Source organism: Archangium minus (assembly GCF_044360475.1).
Taxonomy (GTDB): domain Bacteria; phylum Myxococcota; class Myxococcia; order Myxococcales; family Myxococcaceae; genus Archangium; species Archangium minus.
In genome coordinates this window covers 3,580,777-3,596,892 of the sequence record NZ_CP043494.1, presented here as the reverse complement: position 1 = coordinate 3,596,892, position 16,116 = coordinate 3,580,777, and the positions used below count along the sequence as shown (strand labels likewise).

The window sequence follows — 16,116 nt, the reverse complement described above, 5'->3', positions numbered from 1 at the left end:
ATGGTATGGACCCAGCCCAAGGCCCGAATTTCCGGGCCTCTCCCTGGGAGCGGTCCTTGCGAAGCGCAGCAACCCGACTCGCAGTGATGTGCCTGCTGCTGGCCGGCGCCGCTGCGTCAGCACAGCCGGACGCCTTCACGCGCGGCTTTGATGCCGTGCCCCTGAAGGCCACCCCTTCCTTGAAGAGTGGTATCGCCCTCGAGGGCGCCTCGCCGGAGCCCGCCGGAAGTTTCCGGGGGGCGCTGCTCTTCGACTACAACCAAGGCATCCTCGCCCTCAAGCTCGGTGACGAGAAGCTGGGCGACCTCATCCCCTACCGGCTCGATGCCCACGCGCTCTTCGCCTGGCAGCTCCACCGCCGGCTGGAGCTCGCCGCGGACGTGCCCTTCACCCTCGTGCAGGGGGACCGGTTCCAGCTCTTGCGTGACGCGCTCGCGGCCCCGGACTTCCCCGGCGCTGCCGGCGTGAGCGCCCAGGGCTTCGGCGACGTGCGGCTCCAGCCTCGCGTCTTCCTCCTGCTGCCCGAGGAGTTCCCCGTGGGCGTCGCGCTCTCCGCCGAGGTGCGCCTGCCCACCGGTGATGGCAACAGCTTCCTCGGCGAGCGGGGTGTGCTCGTGGCCCCGCGGCTCGCTGTGGAGCGCGCCTTCGGTCCGGTGCGCGTGCTCGGCAACGTGGGCCTGCGCCTGCGCCCCCAGCCCGGTCAGTACCTCAACCTCTACGTGGGCAACGAGGTGACCTTCGGTGGCGGCGCGGTGGTGGACCTGCCCAACATTGGCCGCCTCACCGACGTGCAGGCCATCGCGGAAATGCACCTGGCCACGCCCACCACCGCCCCCTTCAACTTCAGCCAGGCCGACTCCCTCAAGACGCCCTGGGAGGTGCTCGGTGGCGTGCGTGCCCGCATCTTCGGGGGCTGGGGCCTGGAGCTGGACGTGGGCCGGGGCGTGACGCTCGGCAGCGGCTACGGCCGCGAGGCGCTGCGCGTCATGCTCGCCCTGCGCTACGACGAGACGTTCCTCGACTCGGATGGCGATGGTGTCCGCGACTCGCTCGACAAGTGCCCCACCGAGGCCGAGGACTCGGACGGATTCATGGACTCCGACGGCTGCCCCGAGCCGGACAACGATGGCGATGGCGTCGTCGATGGCGAGGACAAGTGCCCCAACTCCGTGGGCGACAAGTCCCAGGGTGGCTGTGGTGACTCCGATGGCGACGGCGTGCCCGATGGGCAGGACCTGTGCCCTGACCAGCCCGGACCCGCGGGTTATGACGGCTGCCCGGACAGTGACGGCGACGAGGTGCCCGACAACGTCGACAAGTGCCCCGACCAGTCCGGCGCCGCCGAGGCCGATGGCTGCCCCATCGACAACCCGCCGCTCGTGGTCATCGAGTCCGACCGCATCCGCATCAAGGGCAACATCCTCTTCGAGACGGGCTCCGCCACCATCCAGAAGCAGTCCCTGAAGCTGCTCGACGAAGTGGCCATCGTGCTCGAGCGCAACCCCGAGCTCGGGCCCGTCCTCATCGAGGGTCACACCGACAACGTCGGCTCCGAGTCGCTCAACCTCAACCTGTCCCAGCGGCGGGCCCAGTCCGTGTTGGACTATCTCGTCTCCAAGAACATCGAGGCCCACCGCCTGCGCGCCAAGGGCTTCGGTGAGTCCAGTCCCATCGCGACCAACGCCACCCCGCTCGGACGCGCCAAGAATCGTCGCGTCGACTTCCGCCTCATCAAGTCCGAGATTGAGACGCCCGCGCGCACCGTTCCGGCGGAGAAGAAGGGCAACGGCGACAGCAAGGGTAACGGCGACAGCAAGAGCAACGGCGACAACAAGGGCGGCAACGGGAAGAAGTGAGGCGTCCCAAGGAGTGACAGGCCCCCCTGGAGCGGACGCCGGGGGCTTTCACCTATAGTGCCGGGAGCAACCTTCTGCTCCCGGAGATGAGATGTCGAAGAGCCCCCGCCTGTCTTCCCAGGGTCTGAGCCACCAGGACGTGCTCGCGAGGATGCGCGAGATGCGCACCGAGGATGCACACTGGAAGGAGGGGCGCACGTGGAGCCTCGTCTACAACGCGGGCGAAGATGTGCGCCGCGTCGCCGCCGAGGCCTACACCGAGTTCATGTCGGAGAACGGCCTCAGTCCCCTGGCCTTCCCCAGCTTGAGGCGCTTCGAGTCCGAGGTGCTCGCCATCGGGGCGGAGCTCTTCCACGGCGACACCGCCACCGGCACGATGACGTCCGGAGGCACCGAGTCCATCCTCATGGCCGTCAAGACGGCCCGCGACTTCGCGCTCGCCGAGCGGGGCATCTCCGAGCCGGAGATGGTGATGCCCGCCTCCGTCCACCCGGCCTTCCAGAAGGCCGCCCACTACTTCGGGGTGAAGCCCATCAACGTCCCCGTCGGGCCGGACTTCCGCGCGGACGTAGCGGCCATGCGCGCCGCCATCAACCCTCGCACGGTGCTCGTCGTCGGCTCGGCGCCCTCCTACCCGCAGGGGGTGATTGATCCCATCTCCGAGCTCGCCGCGCAGGCCCAGGAGAAGGGCGTCCTCTTCCACGTGGATGCCTGCCTCGGTGGGTTCCTCCTGCCCTTCGCGAAGCGGCTCGGTTACGACATCCCCGACTTCGACTTCGCCGTGCCCGGCGTCACCAGCCTTTCGGCGGACCTCCACAAGTACGGCTACGCCGCCAAGGGCGCCTCCCTCATCCTCTACCGCTCGCCCGAGCTGCGCCGGTACCAGTTCTTCACCTATACGGGCTGGAGCGGCGGCATCTACGCCTCGCCCTCCATGGCGGGCACCCGTCCTGGTGGGGCCATCGCCGCGGCCTGGGCCGTCCTCAAGTACCTTGGCGAGGAGGGCTACCTGCGACTGGCCCGCGCCGTGCTCGACACCGCGAAGCTGCTGCGCGAGGGCATCGCCGCCATCCCCGGACTCAAGCTCCTGGGCAAACCGTCGCTCAGCGTCTTCGCCTTCTCCTCGGACACCCTGGACATCTACGCGCTGGGCGATGCCATGGAGGCACGTGGCTGGAAGTTGGATCGGCAGATGATGCCCCCCGCGCTGCACCTGATGGTGACGCCCGCCCACGCGGCGGTGGTGGAGCCCTTCCTCGCGGATCTGCGCGCGTGCGCCGCCAGCCTCGCCTCCGGAGAGCCCGCCCCGGATGGGAGCGCGGCCATGTACGGCATGCTGGGCGCCCTCCCCGACCCGAAGGAGGCCGAGGGCTTCATCCTCCAGTTCATGGACTCCCTGTACGGAAACGAGTGATGGGGCTGCTCCAGGTCCTCCTCCTGGTGGGCTTCCCAGGGCTCGCCCTGCTCGCCGCGCGGCACCTCAAGCCGGTGGCGGTGGTGGGCCCCGTGGTCGTCTGCTACGCCGTCGGCATCCTCCTGGGCAACGTGCCGGGACTGGCTCCGCCGGAGCGGCTGAGCCTCTCGGTGAGCGAGGTTGCCGTGCCCCTCGCCATTCCCCTGCTCCTCTTCACCACGGACGTGCCCCGGTGGTTGAGGTTGGCCCGGCCCACGCTGCTGTCCTTCGTCCTCGCGTGTCTGTCCGCCATGGTGAGCGCCGCCGTCGTAGGCCTGGCTTGTGCGGACCGCTCGGACGAGTGGTGGAAGATGTCCGGCATGTTGGTGGGCGTCTACACGGGCGGCACCGCCAACATGAACGCCATTGGGCTGGCGCTCCGGGTGCGCGAGGAGACGCTCATCCTCCTCAACACCGCGGACATCGTCGTTGGCGCCGTCTATCTCCTCTTCTTGGTGACGGTGGCGCAGCGGCTCGCGCTCCTCTTCCTTCCGCGCTTCCCGAATCCCACTGTTTGGGACGAGGCGGAGGGTGAGACGGCGCGCAACGCTCCCGTCCTCACCTGGAGCCGGACACGGGGCATGGCGCTGGCCTTCCTCCTGGCCGCGCTCATCGTCGGCGTGTCCGTGGGAGGTAGCCACCTGGTGTTCGGCGGACTGGAGCCGCCGGTGGTGCTGCTGCTCATCACCTCGCTGAGCCTGGCCGCGTCCTTCCTGCCCGCCGTGCGCGGCCTGCCAGGAAGCTATGCGATGGGGGACTACGCGCTGCTCGTCTTCTGCGTGGCGGTCGGCACGCTCGCGGACGCGAGCCGCCTGCGTGAGACGGGCCTCTTCGTCTTCGCCTTCTGCGCCGGCGTGGTGGTGCTCTCCGTGGGCCTCCACTTCGCCCTCGCCGCCCTCTTCCGCATCGACGCGGACACCGCCCTCATCACCTCCACCGCCACCATCTTCGGCCCGCCCTTCATCGGCCCGGTGGCGCGCGCGCTGCGCAACCGCGAGCTCATGGTGTCCGGGCTCACCACCGGCATCATGGGGTACGCCGTAGGCACCTACCTGGGACTGGCCGTGGCCTGGCTGCTGCGACCCTGAAGCACCTGGAGGATTCCATGCATCCGATTCGGACGACGTGGGCAGTGGTGCTGACCGCCGTGCTGACCTCGGCTCCGGGGTGGGCGGAGCAGCCCCCATCCGAGGCCCTCGAGCCACCCGCGGCCCACGTGACGCCACCGCCCACCGAAGCGCCTCGGACGGGATGGCGCGTGATGGGCCTGCCTCTGGTCAGCTTCAACAGCGACGAGGGCTTTGGCTACGGCGCGCGGCTCATGTTGGTGGACGCGGGCGATGGCACCCAGCGGCCCTACCGGCACTCCGTGGTGGCGCAGTTCTTCCAGACGACGAACGGAGTGGCCCAGCACCGCCTCATCCTGGATGCGCCTCGCTTCCTCTCGTCGGAGTGGCGCCTGGGCATCAACCTGGGCCTGCTCAATGATCGCTTCTCGCCCTACTTCGGGCTGGGAGGCCTGGCGACCTACGAGCCGGCCTTCGCCGGGTGCGAGGATCGCGAGGCGCTGAAGTCGGACCCCAATGCCTGTCCGGGCAACCCGGACTTCCGAGGCCTGCGCTACTACACCTTCGATCAGCGCACCCTCCCGAGCGTGGTGCTGAACATGCGCCGGCCGCTGAGCGGACCCTGGCAGGTGGCGCTGGGCTACCGCTTCCGCCTCACCTCGGTGCGCACGCGTTACGGAACGGAAGAGCTGGGACAGGCGAGGGACTCGCGGCTGGAGGAGGATGCCCGGGCGGGGTTGATCTCGGGGCTGAACGGGAGCGCGGACGGAGCGGCCACCTTCCGCACGGCGGAGGTGACAGCAAGCCTGCTGCTGGACACGCGCGACAATGAGCCTGCACCGGTGCGCGGCATGTTCCACGAGCTCGCGCTGCGCGGAGCCGCCGCCCCGACGGGAAGCGCCTCCAACTACTGGGGGGTGACGGCCAACCTGCGCTTCTACCAACCGCTCTTCAGCGAGCGGCTGGTGGTGGCCGCGCGGCTCTTCGTCGATCTGATGGGCGGAGACGTGCCCGTCTTCCTGCTCACCTCGTTCGGCGGCGTGGAGTGGCTCGAGGGTTGGAGCGGAATCGGCGGCGTGTACACCGCGCGCGGCATCCTGAAGAACCGGCTACAGGGGCAGGCGAAAGCCCTGGCCAATGGCGAGGTGCGGTGGAAGTTCCTCTCGGTATCCCCGTGGCAGCAACACCTGGACTTCACCCTCGTCGCCTTCCTCGACGCGGGACAGGCCTGGACGGACCTCCGCTTCGCGGATGGGGGAGCTCCCCGCTACGGCGTCGGGGGCGGGCTGCGCATCGCGTGGGAGAACGACTTCATCCTCCGCGTCGACTACGGCCTCAGCCCTCGCGACGGCACCACGGGCTTCTACCTGGACTTCGGCCACCTGTTCTGACCGCGCCTCACTGCTCGAGAGCGCGTTCAATCCGACGGCGCAGCGCGTCCTCCGTCAGCATGCCCCGCTGCGCGTCCACCACCCGGCCCTCCCGGTCCAGGAAGTAGAGCGTCGGCAGCGCCGTCACCTGGAACACCGCCGCCACTTCGTCCGGGGCGTACACCACGTACGGCCCCAGGTCCGGCATGCGGCTCACCACGAACTCCTGCACGAACAGGGGCGCGTCCGGCATCTCGTCGCGGCTCGCCGCCACGAACACCAGCCCCTTCCCCTCGTACTCCTTCGCCAGTTTGATGAGCGAGGGCATCTCCGCCTGGCACGGCGGGCACCACGTCGCCCAGAAGTCCAGCATCACCACCTTGCCCTTGAGGTCCGCCAGCGACAGCGTCCCGCCCTCGTACTTCTCCATCTTCACCGAGGGCGCCGCCATCCCATCCGCGGCCAGCCGCTGGCGCAGCGCCTCCTGCACGCCCAGGTACCCCAGCCCCGCCATGCCCAGCAGGCCCGTCACCACCAGCACCACCTTGCTCCACCCGTAGCGCGCCGGCGGCTGTCCCCCACCCGCGCCCTCCTGCCCCGCTCCCGGCTGCTGCCCGTCGTCCGCGTTCCGCTGCTCCGTCACGTGCTTCCACCCCTCGTCGTCTTCAACACCCGGTGCACCTGCTTCAGCACCCCTCGGACGCCCCGCCTCACCCCTGGCCTCACCACCACCCAACGCGCAACCCCTGGCCCATACCGATAGTAGACCCGGATGAATTCCCGTCCCCACCCGTGGCGGCGCAGCACCTCGTCCCGGAACTCCCGGAACGCCACCAGCTCCGGCGCGCCCTCTCCGAACGCCGCCGTCACCACGAAGCACGAGCTGGCCGGCGAAATCCACATCAGCCGGTTGTTCGTCAGGTTCACCACCGCCTTCAGCTCGCGCGCCTCGGTGTACAGGAAGACCAGCAGATCCCTGCGTGCCACCGGGAACTCCTCGCCGCTCGCCTCCTCGAACTCGATGCGCGAGCTGCCCGAGCCCCGCACCTCATCCACCGTGAAGAAGAAGCGCTTGGAGCTGCTCTTGTGCTCGATCTCCAGCCCGCGCAGCTCGCCGAAGTACGCCAGGAAGGGCGTGTTGCAGGCCGGACACACGTAGCGGCGCGTCCCCGGCCCCGGCACGTACCCGAAGTCATTGATGCGCTTGCAGCCCGTGTTGGGGCAGATGAGCTTCACCTGCGCCACCGGCTCCTGCCTCGGGTCGTACCGCGAGGCCCCCGACGTCCGGTCATACACCGGCGGGGCCACCGACTCCTTCGTCCCGAGCGCCCGCGTGGGATGCGCCGCGCGCTCCAGTTCCAGCGCCCGCCGCCACGCCTCCTCCGCCAACACCAGCCGCCCGTCCGCCGTATGGCACAGCGCCTCGCCATGCGCCCGCAGCGCCGCGAGGATGCGCTCCGTGGCCTCCCACCGCCCCGCGTCCCGCTCCACCGCCAGCCCCAGGGCCAGCACCTTCTCCAGCTCTGGCAGCAGCGACTCCGCCGCCTTGCGCGCCGGATCCTCCGCCCGGTGGTACACGGGCGGCTCCGGAATCTTCGCGAACAACGCCAGCGCCTGGGCGCGCAGCTGCTCCTGCGCCTCCTGCGCTCGCGGAACGGACATCGACTCCGCCCTCTGCCGGGCGGCCTGGAAGAGCTCGTCGGGCTGCAAGGCCGCGCACATTAGAGGGCGCCCCGCCCGCTGTCAGCGACCAACCCCGCCCTCCGCCAGAAACTGGCCGACCCCCCTTCCTTGGTGTATGAGGTGGTAGGAGGATGTGAACAATGGACTTCCTGAAGTTCCTGGTGTGGACGGGTTGCGCGGTGGGACTCGGGGTCTTCCTGGCGACCGGCAACATCGATGGGCGGACGCCGCTCGAGTACGTGCAGCGGCAGTGGAAGCGCCACGTGCAGCCCTCCGAGGTGGACCGCCAGGTGGACCGGATGAAGGACGGCGTGCGCGACGCGATCGACGAAGCCAAGGACGCCGTCAACCGGACGACGAAGCAAACCTCGAAACAGACCCCGAAGCAGCCCGCCGCGGCGGCGCCTCGTGAGCGCATCACCAATGAGGATCGGGCGGAGATCGACCGCATCATCGCCCAGAAGAAGTAGCCTTCCCCACCCTCACTGATCGCCCCGCTTCCCCTCCGGACTCCGCCTCCCTAGTTTCTCCCGAGGTGGGCTGGGTGGGAGGCGCGGGACGATGATTGGTGGACGGTGGTGGGGGAGTGTCTCGCTGGCAACGCTGCTGTGCACCCTGGGCGCACCCGCCTGGGGAGCTCGGCATGGGGGAGAGCAGCCAGGACGACTGTGGGTAGAGGCGACGCAGCGCTCCGTGCGCGAGCAGCGCTCCGCCCTCAGTCAGGTGGCGCAGGCATCCCTTCCGGCCGTGGTGTCCATCACCACACGGCAGGCGAGCACCAGCGCCGACGCGGGGGGCGAGCCCCAGAAGGGCATCGGCTCGGGGCTCATCATCCGTTCGGACGGCTACATCCTCACCAGTGCCCACGTCATCGAGGGCGCCGAGGACATCACCATCTCCGTGCTCTCCGAGAGCGGCTATCCGGAGGAGTACCCCGCTGAGGTGGTGGGCGAGGACGAGCGCACGGACTTCGCGCTGCTGAAGATCAACGCCCCCCGGAAGCTGCCTGTGCTGAAGCTGTCTTCGGCCTCGCGGGTGGAGGTGGGGGACTTCGTGGTGGTGATCGGCAACCCCTTCGGGCTGACGCACTCGGTGACGGCGGGCGTGGTGAGCGCCAAGGGCCGCACGGACGTGACGCCCAACGGGCGCGACGGCGACTTCGACTACATGCAGGTGGACGCCTCTATCAACCCGGGCAACTCGGGCGGGCCCGTGCTGGACGTGCACGGGGACGTGGTGGCCATCGCCAACGCAGTCAACGTGGCGGGCCAGGGCATCGGCTTCGCCATCCCGGTGGACATCGCCAAGGCGGTGCTGCCGCACCTCCAGAAGTACGGGCGCGTGCGGCGCGGGTGGATGGGCGTGTCCGTGCAGGACTGCTCCCCTGACGTCATCGAGGCCTATGGGCTGGCGAACCCCAAGGGCGTGGTGGTGTCGGAGGTGATGGACGGCGGCCCCGCCTCGCGCGCCGGGCTGCAGGTGGGGGACGTCATCGAGGGCCTGGACTCCGCCCGCGTGGAGCGCGCCCACAAGCTGCGCTGGCAGGTGGCGTCTCGGGGTGTAGGCCGCAGTGTGGTGCTCCGGGTCCGGCGCGGCGAGCGGCCCCTCAAGCTGAAGATCAAGCTTGAGGACATCCCGAGCGATACGGCGCCTGTCGCGCCGATCCTGGCCGGCCCTGCCCCGGCGGCCCACCCAGACGAAGAGCCGGCCACGGGGGGCAGCGGCCTTCCAGGGGAAGCGGACGGGCAGGCGTCCGGCAAGCGCGTCCCCTCTCCCTGAGCCTGGAAACGGGGGCTGCGCCCGCATCCCCGCCTGCCTCCTTGCGTTCCGGTACGGCCAGCGCTACAGACAGCGCCTTTGCACGCCCCGCGGGTCACACCCATGGTGACGCGAGGCACCGTTACGCAACAGGAGCATTTCCATGGCTGAAGCACAGAAGACGACCCTCAAGCACTGGCCGCGCGTGGCCAAGGGCGGTGGCAAGAAGGCCTGCAGCGTCGAGGGCTGCAAGCGTCCCTACCGCGCCAAGAGCTACTGCTTCTTCCACTTCAAGAAGTGGCGGCAGGGCGAGCTCCCGCACTCCCGTTACCGCACCTGCTCCAAGCCGGACTGCCGCGTGAAGACGGCCAAGGCCGGCCTGTGCGAGAAGCACTACGGCGAGGTCTACAAGAAGGCCGAGGCGGCCTAGTCTTTCGGGTCGGGACCTCGCGAGGGCGCTCCCTTCCCGGGAGTGCCCTTGCTCCCGCCCATCGCTCGTCCCAGGTGCTTGAAGGCCGTGAGCCATAGCTCCGCCTCGCGCTGGGTGAGCTCCGCACGCAACAGACTCCGCTCCAGCTCACGCAGGATGTGATCCGGCGCCTGTGGGTTGAGAAACTGCGCCTCCAGCATCACCTGGCGCATTCGATCGCCCAGCGCGCGCACCGTCCCCATCTTCGCGCCCTGCTGCTCCGGCTCGAGCGACGGTGCCACCTCGGCGGGCTTCCGGCCCTCGCGCGAGCACAGGTAGAGCAGCACCGCCGCCGCCTGCGCCAGGTTCATCGACGGCTGCACCTCGCTCGTGGGGATGACGAGAAAATCCGTGCAGAACGCCAGCTCCTCGTTGGACAGGCCCCGCTGTTCACCGCCGAGCACCAGCGCCACCCTCCCCCGCCGGCTCTGCTCGGCCAGCCGCGCCACCGCCTCCTCCGGGGTGAGGGCCGTGCGCCCTTCAATCTGGGTGCGAGAAGTGGTGCCAACCGCGTACACGCAGTCCTTGAGGGCCTCGGGGAGGCTCTGGGCCACGGCCATGGCCTCCAACACGGCGTCCCCTTTGACGGCCAGCCGCTCGGCTCCTCGGAAGTTGTAGGTCCTAGGATCTGAGAGGATGAGTCGCGAAAAGCCGAAATTGGCCATCACCCGGGCCACCGAGCCGAGGTTCTCGGGTGATCGTGTCTGGTGGAGGATGACGGTCATGTTTCCGGCCGTGAGCATGCCTCCGAGTTTAGCTTTCCGTGTCAGACCCGCACCGGTATATTCCCCGTGATGCGTCGCTGGGTCGCTGGCCTGCTCCTCTCTCTCGTTACCCTGACCGGTTGTGGCGTCGGGGGTGCCCCCGTGCGCGCGTCTCCGGGCGCGAGACAGGCACTCACCAGTCCACCCGAGCTGCTCGAGTTCGAGAATCCTTCCACCCGCCTGGAGCTGTTCCGCGAGGTGGCTCGCATCTCCGAAACGGAGGCGGGCCAGGCCGCGCAGGCGCCGGTTCTGTTCCCCATCACACAGAATGGAGAGCTGGTGGCAGCGCCGGGGGTCGAGGCGCGCACGGATCTGCTCCAGTCGCCGGACGCGGGAGCGCAGCTGCAGCTGAGCTTCGACGGGCGGGTGGGCGAGCGCTGGCCGGAGGATCGCCGCGAGAGCCTGCAAGGCCTGTCCGAGCGTGAGGCGGCCGAACTGGTGGCCCGGACGCTGCTCGACCATTGGAAGATCAATCCATCGGGTGTCGTGCAGGTGGATCGGGCCTCGGGCGCGCCGTACGCGGCGGCCTACGTGGACGGCATGCTGCGCATCAATCCCGCGTTCCTGTACATGGCGGCGGCCCAAGGTCCCGCTTCCCTGCCGGGCGCGGTCCAGTAGAGTCGCGCCTCCTTTACGCCCCGTGTCGGGGCCCGAGGCGCCTCTCGTGAACACCTCCGCACTCCACGCGCAGCTTCCGCATACGCTCCGGCAGGTGAACCTGCCGACCCTGGGCCAGCACTACCAGGGCAAGGTCCGTGACACCTACCGACAGGGAGACCGGCTCATCCTGGTCACCTCGGACAGGTTGTCGGCCTTTGATCATGTGCTGACCACCATCCCCTTCAAGGGCGAGGTGCTCAACCGGCTGACGACGTTCTGGTTTGAGCGCACCAAGCACATCATCCCCAACCACGTGCTGGACGTACCGGACGCGAACGTGACGGTGGCGAGGGCCTGCCAGCCCTTCGCGGTAGAGGTGGTGGTCCGCGGGTACCTGACGGGCAGCCTGTGGCGCGACTACCAGAAGGGCACGCACACCGCCTATGGGGTGCCCTTCCCGGACGGGATGCGCAAGGACGAGGCCTTCCCCGCGCCCATCATCACCCCGTCCACCAAGGAGCAGTACGGCAAGCACGACGAGCCCATCTCCGAGAAGGAGATTCTGGCGAGGAACCTGGCGAGCGCGCGCGACTGGGCGCGCATCACCGAGGCGGCCAAGGGACTGTTCCTCGAGGGCCAGAAGTGGGCGCGTACGCGCGGGCTGATCCTCGTGGATACGAAGTACGAGTTCGGCAAGGTGGGCGACGAGCTGTACGTGATCGATGAGATCCACACGCCGGACTCGAGCCGCTACTGGGTGGCGGACGAGTACGAGGCGCGCTTCACGAAGGGCGAGGATCAGCGGATGCTGGACAAGGAGAACATCCGCCAGTGGCTGATCCGCGAGCGGGGCTTCCAGGGCCATGGCACGCCGCCGGCGATTCCGGACGACGTGCGCGTGTCGCTGGCGGAGAAGTACCTCGCGGCCTACGAGCAGATCACGGGCACGCCGCTGACGCTGGACGTAGGAGACGTGCACGCGCGCATCGAGAAGAACCTGAAGGCGCGCGGCTATCTCTAAAAGAGAAAACCCCTCGCCCCTCTCTCTCGAGTAGCACGGAGAGAAACCAGGTAAGTCCCTCTCCCTCTGGGAGAGGGTCGGGGTGAGGGTATGGGGAGAACCCGGGTTCCCCCCGTTGCACCTCCGAGCCGCTACTCGCTGCGGCCAAACACGCGCTGGAAGATGTCGTCCACGTGTTTGATGTGGTAGCCGGCCGAGAAGCAGTCCTCGATTTCCGCGGGCGTCATCACCTTGAGCAAGTCAGAGTCCTCGAGCAGCGACTTCCGGAAGGACACGCCCTGCTCGAACATGCGCATGGCGTTGCGCTGGACGATGACGTAGGCGGCCTGACGGTCCATGCCCTTGCGAGCCAGCTCCAGCAGGAGGCGCTGCGAGTTCACCACGCCGCCCAGCAGGTCCAGGTTCTTCTGCATCTGCTCGGGGTAGACGCGCAGGTTCTCCATCAGCCCGGAGAAGCGGTGGAGCATGAAGTCGGCGACGATGGTGGCATCCGGACCAATCACCCGCTCCACCGAGGAGTGAGAGATATCCCGCTCGTGCCAGAGTGCCACGTCCTCCAGAGCGCTCACCGCGTAGCCGCGCAGGAGCCGCGCCAGGCCCGTCAGGTTCTCCGAGAGGATGGGGTTGCGCTTGTGAGGCATCGCGCTCGAGCCCTTCTGGCCGGCGGTGAAGGGCTCCTCGGCCTCGCGCACCTCGGTGCGCTGCAGGTGGCGGATCTCCACGGCGAACTTCTCGATGCTCGCGCCCAGCAGCGCCAGCGCGGAGAAGAACTCGGCGTGCCGGTCGCGCTGGACGATCTGGCTGGAGGCGGGCGCAGGCGTGAGGCCCAGCTTCTTGCACGCGAACACCTCCACCGCCGGAGGCAGGTGCGCGAACGTGCCCACGGCGCCGGAGATCTTGCCCACGGCAATCACCTCGCGAGCGCGGAGGATACGGGCCTCAGCGCGGCGCAGCTCGTCGTACCAGATGGCCAGCTTGTGCCCGAAGGTGATGGGCTCGGCGTGGATGCCGTGGCTGCGGCCCATCATCACGGTGCGCTTGTGCTCGAAGGCGCGCTTCTCCACCGCGGCCATGGCGCGGCCCACGCCCTGGAGGATGAGGTCCGCCGCGTCGCGCAGCGACATGCCGAGCGAGGTATCCAGCACGTCCGAGGACGTCATGCCCAGGTGCAGCCAGCGCGCGCTGGGCCCGATGCGCTCCTCCATGAAGGTGAGGAACGCGATGACGTCGTGCTTGGTGGTGCGCTCGATCTCCTCGATGCGGGCGGCATCGGCCTCGGAGAAGTCACCTGCGCGGGAGAGGCAGTCCTGCAGTGCCTCGCGCGGCGCGATGCCGTGCTCCACCATGCCCTCCAGCGCGGCCAGCTCCACGTCGCGCCAGCGGCGCAGACGGGCCACGTCGGTCCAGAGGGAAGACATCTCCTTGCGGCTATAACGGGGAATCACTCGAAGACCCTCACGGGGAAGTCCCGCTTCGCCGCGAACCGGAGCAGCTCCAGCACCACGTCCCTGGAGCCTCCCAGCTTGCCGGCGGCGGAGAGATTGACGGCCAGATCCAACCCCTCGGGCTGCGCGACGGCCAGCGCTCCGGGGTCGACCTTCTCGTGGATGATGCGGTTGGCCAGCCGTCCCGCCTGCTGCCCGATGGCGGTGGGGCTGGGAGCGAGGGCGAGCGTGGCGCCCTCCTTCACCTGACTGGGGGTGAGGCCCACCAGCGGCAGGCGTTGAGTGGTGGCGAAGGAGATGAGCTCCTGGACGACGGAGGCATTGCCCACCGTCTTGTCGGCCACCATCAAGAGCGCGTCCACCTTGTCCTTGGAGCCGGCGAGCACCTTGTCCGCCTTGCCCTGCGACTCCGCCGCGAGCGGCACGATGGACAGGCCGAGCGGACCCGCGGCCGACTGCGCCGCCTCCACGAGGCCTTTGGAGAAGCGCGGGTCATGCAGGATGCCCACGCGTTTGGCGGAAGGAGCCAGGGACTGGAGAGCAGCGAGCTCGGGACGGAAGTCACTGGTGAGCGCGATACCGGTGATGTTGGGGCCCTCGAGCCCGTACTTCTCGTAATAGGGCACCATGGCGAAGAGGACGGGGACGTCCTTGCTCAAGGTACGGCGGGCGGTGTTGGCGGCCAGGGGCCCGATGGCCAGCACCAGGGCTGGCTTCTGAGCGGCGATGCGCTGGAAGGCCCGGGTGGCCGCCTGGGTGTTGTCCTCCAGCAGCACCTCCACCACCTCGGCGCGGACCTCGGCGCTGAAGCCGGCCACCACCGCCGCGTAGGGCGCGAGCCCGGCGGACTTCACCACCACCACACGCGGGCGCGCCGGCTGTGAGGCGGCGACCAGCGGCACCCACAGCGCCAGCAGGACGAGCCACCCCCACCGCCTCATCGCTTCACTCCCTTGGACCCTGGGACCAAACCCGAGGAGCTCTGACTGGAGGCTTGACGCATCTTCAGCAACCCATAACCCCCCGCAGCGCCCAGGGCGAGCCCCGCGAGCGCCAGCAGTACCAGCCGCACGTTGGAGGAGCTCGAGCGAGGCGCCTTCAGCACCGGCATGGGTGCGCTCCGGGGAGCTGCCTTGCCAGGAGGGGGCATCGAGGACCGGGGCTCGGCCCGAGCGACCGGAGCAGGAGCTGGCGCGGGAGCGGCAACAGGAGCGGGAGCGGGCGCGAAACGAGGCTTGGGGGCGGGAGCCGAAACGGCGGGCTTGGCGCTCCCCATGATGGCGGCGAGCGTCGCCGAGTCGAGCGGCTGAGTCGCATCCGGAGGCGTCTGCTCCTCCTTCGCCTTCGCGGCCAACCGCTGCGAGATGCTCTCGGCGGACAGGGGCTCGGTGGGACCACCCGAGGCGTTGGGAATCTCCAGGGTGGGCGAGTTCCAGGTCGGGACCTCCAGGAGGGTTGCCTTGGAGGACTCAGGAGGAGGACCCCCCTGCACGACGGGGACCTGGATGGTGGGGGCGCCCAGGCTCGGCAGTTCCGACGTCGGCACGGGCGGCGGCAGCATGTCCGAGCGCGGAGGGAACGCCGTCGCCAGCTCGGCCGTGAGACTGAAGGGCACCGGCTTCGGGCGAGGACGGGAAGGCGCGGGCGTCTGGGCTCCCGCCGAGGGCTTCGACGAGGCAGCGCGAGGACGCGCCAGGGCCGCGGTGAATTCGGCGAGGAACTCGCCCGCTGTCTTCGGCCGCGCGAGCGGATTGGCGTTGGTGGTGCGCCGGTAGAGGGCCTCCAGGCCGGGTGGCAGGTCAGGGTCGTAGGCCAGCAGCTCCGGCACCTGCCCCTCTTCGGGCGTCTGACCGGTGAGCAGCTCGCCCACGATGACCCCCAGTGAGTAGAGGTCCATCCGGGTATCCAGCTCACCGCCCTCGGCGTACTCGGGGGCGACGTAGCAGGCCACGCGACCGACCTTCTGGGCCTGGACGAAGGGCAGACGCGGAATCCCCAGCGCCAGCCCGTAGTCCGTCACCTTCAGCATGTCCGGCAGGACGATGATGTTCTCCGGCTTGAGGTCCGAGTGCGGCCCGTACTTGTGGGCGCTGTCCAGGGCCTCGGCGAGCTGCGCCAGGAGGGGCTCCACCTCCTTGGGGGTGAAGCGCTGCCCCTGCGCCGAGCGCTGCTCGATCATCCGCCGCAGCGTCATGCCCTCCAGCAGCTGCGTGGTGAAGAAGGGCCGGTTGCGATCCTCGCCCTCCTCGTAGACGCGCACGTGGTGGGGGTGGGTGAGCTTCTTGCCCGCGCGCAGCGACAGGGAGAACTGGGTGCGCTCCTCGGGCATCTGCACCAGGCGAGGGTTGATGATCTTCAGCGCAACCTCGACGTCCATCTCCTGGTCGAGCGCGCGGAAGACATGACCCACGGGGCCCGGTCCGATCACCTCGCGGATGGCGTAGCGTTTGGCGAAGACGTCCCCGGGCTTATAGGGAGCCTCCACGGTCGCCCCGCGACGACGAGGCCCAGCCCCTGCCGCCGCCCCGGTGAGCTTCAGCCCACAGGTGCCGCAGGAGTCATTGGCATCGGGAACATGGCTGCCGCAGCGGTAGCAGAGCAAAGCGGTCGGACTCCCGGAGGTGGGGGGC

15 protein-coding genes are annotated in these 16,116 nt (G+C 69.2%); 9 read left to right on the top strand and 6 right to left on the bottom strand.

The window, feature by feature from the left end; all coding sequences use genetic code 11:
* Positions 1-86 precede the first annotated feature (86 nt).
* The 4 genes from F0U60_RS14835 to F0U60_RS14820 all read left to right on the top strand — a co-directional run bounded on the left by F0U60_RS14835 (position 87) and on the right by F0U60_RS14820 (position 5,767).
* On the top strand, positions 87-1,856 hold the full coding sequence (locus F0U60_RS14835; protein WP_395825255.1) for an OmpA family protein: 1,770 nt from the start codon (positions 87-89) through the stop codon (positions 1,854-1,856).
* Between the two features lie 91 nt (positions 1,857-1,947).
* Positions 1,948-3,270 carry a pyridoxal phosphate-dependent decarboxylase family protein gene (locus tag F0U60_RS14830; RefSeq protein WP_395819689.1) on the top strand — a complete coding sequence of 441 codons (1,323 nt, stop codon included), beginning with the start codon at positions 1,948-1,950 and terminating at the stop codon, positions 3,268-3,270.
* On the top strand, positions 3,270-4,397 hold the full coding sequence (locus tag F0U60_RS14825; RefSeq protein ID WP_395819686.1) for a DUF819 family protein: 1,128 nt from the start codon (positions 3,270-3,272) through the stop codon (positions 4,395-4,397). Before F0U60_RS14830 ends, F0U60_RS14825 begins: the two co-directional genes overlap by 1 nt.
* 17 nt (positions 4,398-4,414) lie before the next feature.
* Positions 4,415-5,767, top strand: a complete 1,353-nt coding sequence (locus tag F0U60_RS14820) for a BamA/TamA family outer membrane protein (RefSeq protein WP_395819684.1) — start codon at positions 4,415-4,417, stop codon at positions 5,765-5,767.
* A 7-nt stretch (positions 5,768-5,774) separates the two neighbouring features.
* On the opposite strand, the gene F0U60_RS14815 is transcribed toward F0U60_RS14820, so the two are convergent.
* Together F0U60_RS14815 and F0U60_RS14810 are read right to left on the bottom strand one after the other, a co-directional pair.
* Complete coding sequence (locus F0U60_RS14815; protein WP_395819681.1) at positions 5,775-6,389, bottom strand: TlpA family protein disulfide reductase; 615 nt, start codon at positions 6,387-6,389, stop codon at positions 5,775-5,777.
* On the bottom strand, positions 6,386-7,408 hold the full coding sequence (locus tag F0U60_RS14810) for a CFI-box-CTERM domain-containing protein (RefSeq protein ID WP_395819679.1): 1,023 nt from the start codon (positions 7,406-7,408) through the stop codon (positions 6,386-6,388). The genes F0U60_RS14815 and F0U60_RS14810 overlap by 4 nt, the downstream gene beginning before the upstream one ends.
* A gap of 161 nt (positions 7,409-7,569) precedes the next feature.
* On the opposite strand from F0U60_RS14810, the gene F0U60_RS14805 reads away from it, so the two are divergent.
* The 3 genes from F0U60_RS14805 to F0U60_RS14795 all read left to right on the top strand — a co-directional run bounded on the left by F0U60_RS14805 (position 7,570) and on the right by F0U60_RS14795 (position 9,617).
* The gene (locus F0U60_RS14805) at positions 7,570-7,899 is read left to right on the top strand and encodes a hypothetical protein (protein ID WP_395819676.1); all 330 of its coding nucleotides are present in this window, start codon (positions 7,570-7,572) and stop codon (positions 7,897-7,899) included.
* Positions 7,900-7,990: 91 nt separating this feature from the next.
* The gene (locus F0U60_RS14800) at positions 7,991-9,208 is read left to right on the top strand and encodes a S1C family serine protease (RefSeq protein WP_395819673.1); all 1,218 of its coding nucleotides are present in this window, start codon (positions 7,991-7,993) and stop codon (positions 9,206-9,208) included.
* Positions 9,209-9,350: 142 nt separating this feature from the next.
* Positions 9,351-9,617: a vegetative protein gene (locus F0U60_RS14795; RefSeq protein ID WP_395819670.1), complete on the top strand. Its 267-nt coding sequence runs from the start codon at positions 9,351-9,353 to the stop codon at positions 9,615-9,617.
* Here F0U60_RS14795 and F0U60_RS14790 read toward each other — a convergent pair.
* A complete protein-coding gene (locus F0U60_RS14790) occupies positions 9,614-10,399 on the bottom strand; it encodes an RNA methyltransferase (protein WP_395819668.1) in 786 nt (261 codons plus the stop codon). The two genes, F0U60_RS14795 and F0U60_RS14790, sit on opposite strands and share 4 nt — an antisense overlap.
* 51 nt (positions 10,400-10,450) lie before the next feature.
* Between F0U60_RS14790 and F0U60_RS14785 the strand changes: the two genes are divergently transcribed.
* Positions 10,451-11,038, top strand: a complete 588-nt coding sequence (locus tag F0U60_RS14785; protein WP_395819665.1) for a hypothetical protein — start codon at positions 10,451-10,453, stop codon at positions 11,036-11,038.
* A gap of 46 nt (positions 11,039-11,084) precedes the next feature.
* Entirely contained in the window at positions 11,085-12,041 is a 957-nt protein-coding gene (locus tag F0U60_RS14780) for a phosphoribosylaminoimidazolesuccinocarboxamide synthase (RefSeq protein ID WP_395819663.1), read from the top strand.
* Positions 12,042-12,172: 131 nt separating this feature from the next.
* Here F0U60_RS14780 and purB read toward each other — a convergent pair whose 3' ends face one another.
* From purB to F0U60_RS14765, 3 genes are read right to left on the bottom strand one after another with little or no spacing between them, the layout of a single operon-like run.
* Entirely contained in the window at positions 12,173-13,486 is a 1,314-nt protein-coding gene (gene purB, locus F0U60_RS14775) for an adenylosuccinate lyase (RefSeq protein ID WP_395819661.1), read from the bottom strand.
* Positions 13,483-14,427, bottom strand: coding sequence for an ABC transporter substrate-binding protein (locus tag F0U60_RS14770; RefSeq protein ID WP_395819658.1), 945 nt, complete (start codon positions 14,425-14,427; stop codon positions 13,483-13,485). Before F0U60_RS14770 ends, purB begins: the two co-directional genes overlap by 4 nt.
* The gene (locus F0U60_RS14765; protein ID WP_395819656.1) at positions 14,424-15,971 is read right to left on the bottom strand and encodes a serine/threonine protein kinase; all 1,548 of its coding nucleotides are present in this window, start codon (positions 15,969-15,971) and stop codon (positions 14,424-14,426) included. The genes F0U60_RS14770 and F0U60_RS14765 overlap by 4 nt, the downstream gene beginning before the upstream one ends.
* Positions 15,972-16,116 lie beyond the last annotated feature (145 nt).

Excerpts from the sequence above, each read along its gene's own strand:
- F0U60_RS14835 (WP_395825255.1), top strand. The coding sequence starts at position 87 with ATGTGCCTGCTGCTGGCCGGCGCCGCTGCGTCAGCACAGCCGGACGCC.
- F0U60_RS14830 (WP_395819689.1), top strand. The coding sequence starts at position 1,948 with ATGTCGAAGAGCCCCCGCCTGTCTTCCCAGGGTCTGAGCCACCAGGAC.
- F0U60_RS14825 (WP_395819686.1), top strand. The coding sequence starts at position 3,270 with ATGGGGCTGCTCCAGGTCCTCCTCCTGGTGGGCTTCCCAGGGCTCGCC.
- F0U60_RS14820 (WP_395819684.1), top strand. The coding sequence starts at position 4,415 with ATGCATCCGATTCGGACGACGTGGGCAGTGGTGCTGACCGCCGTGCTG.
- F0U60_RS14810 (WP_395819679.1), bottom strand. The coding sequence starts at position 7,408 with ATGTCCGTTCCGCGAGCGCAGGAGGCGCAGGAGCAGCTGCGCGCCCAG.
- F0U60_RS14805 (WP_395819676.1), top strand. The coding sequence starts at position 7,570 with ATGGACTTCCTGAAGTTCCTGGTGTGGACGGGTTGCGCGGTGGGACTC.
- F0U60_RS14800 (WP_395819673.1), top strand. The coding sequence starts at position 7,991 with ATGATTGGTGGACGGTGGTGGGGGAGTGTCTCGCTGGCAACGCTGCTG.
- F0U60_RS14795 (WP_395819670.1), top strand. The coding sequence starts at position 9,351 with ATGGCTGAAGCACAGAAGACGACCCTCAAGCACTGGCCGCGCGTGGCC.
- F0U60_RS14790 (WP_395819668.1), bottom strand. The coding sequence starts at position 10,399 with ATGCTCACGGCCGGAAACATGACCGTCATCCTCCACCAGACACGATCA.
- F0U60_RS14785 (WP_395819665.1), top strand. The coding sequence starts at position 10,451 with ATGCGTCGCTGGGTCGCTGGCCTGCTCCTCTCTCTCGTTACCCTGACC.
- F0U60_RS14770 (WP_395819658.1), bottom strand. The coding sequence starts at position 14,427 with ATGAGGCGGTGGGGGTGGCTCGTCCTGCTGGCGCTGTGGGTGCCGCTG.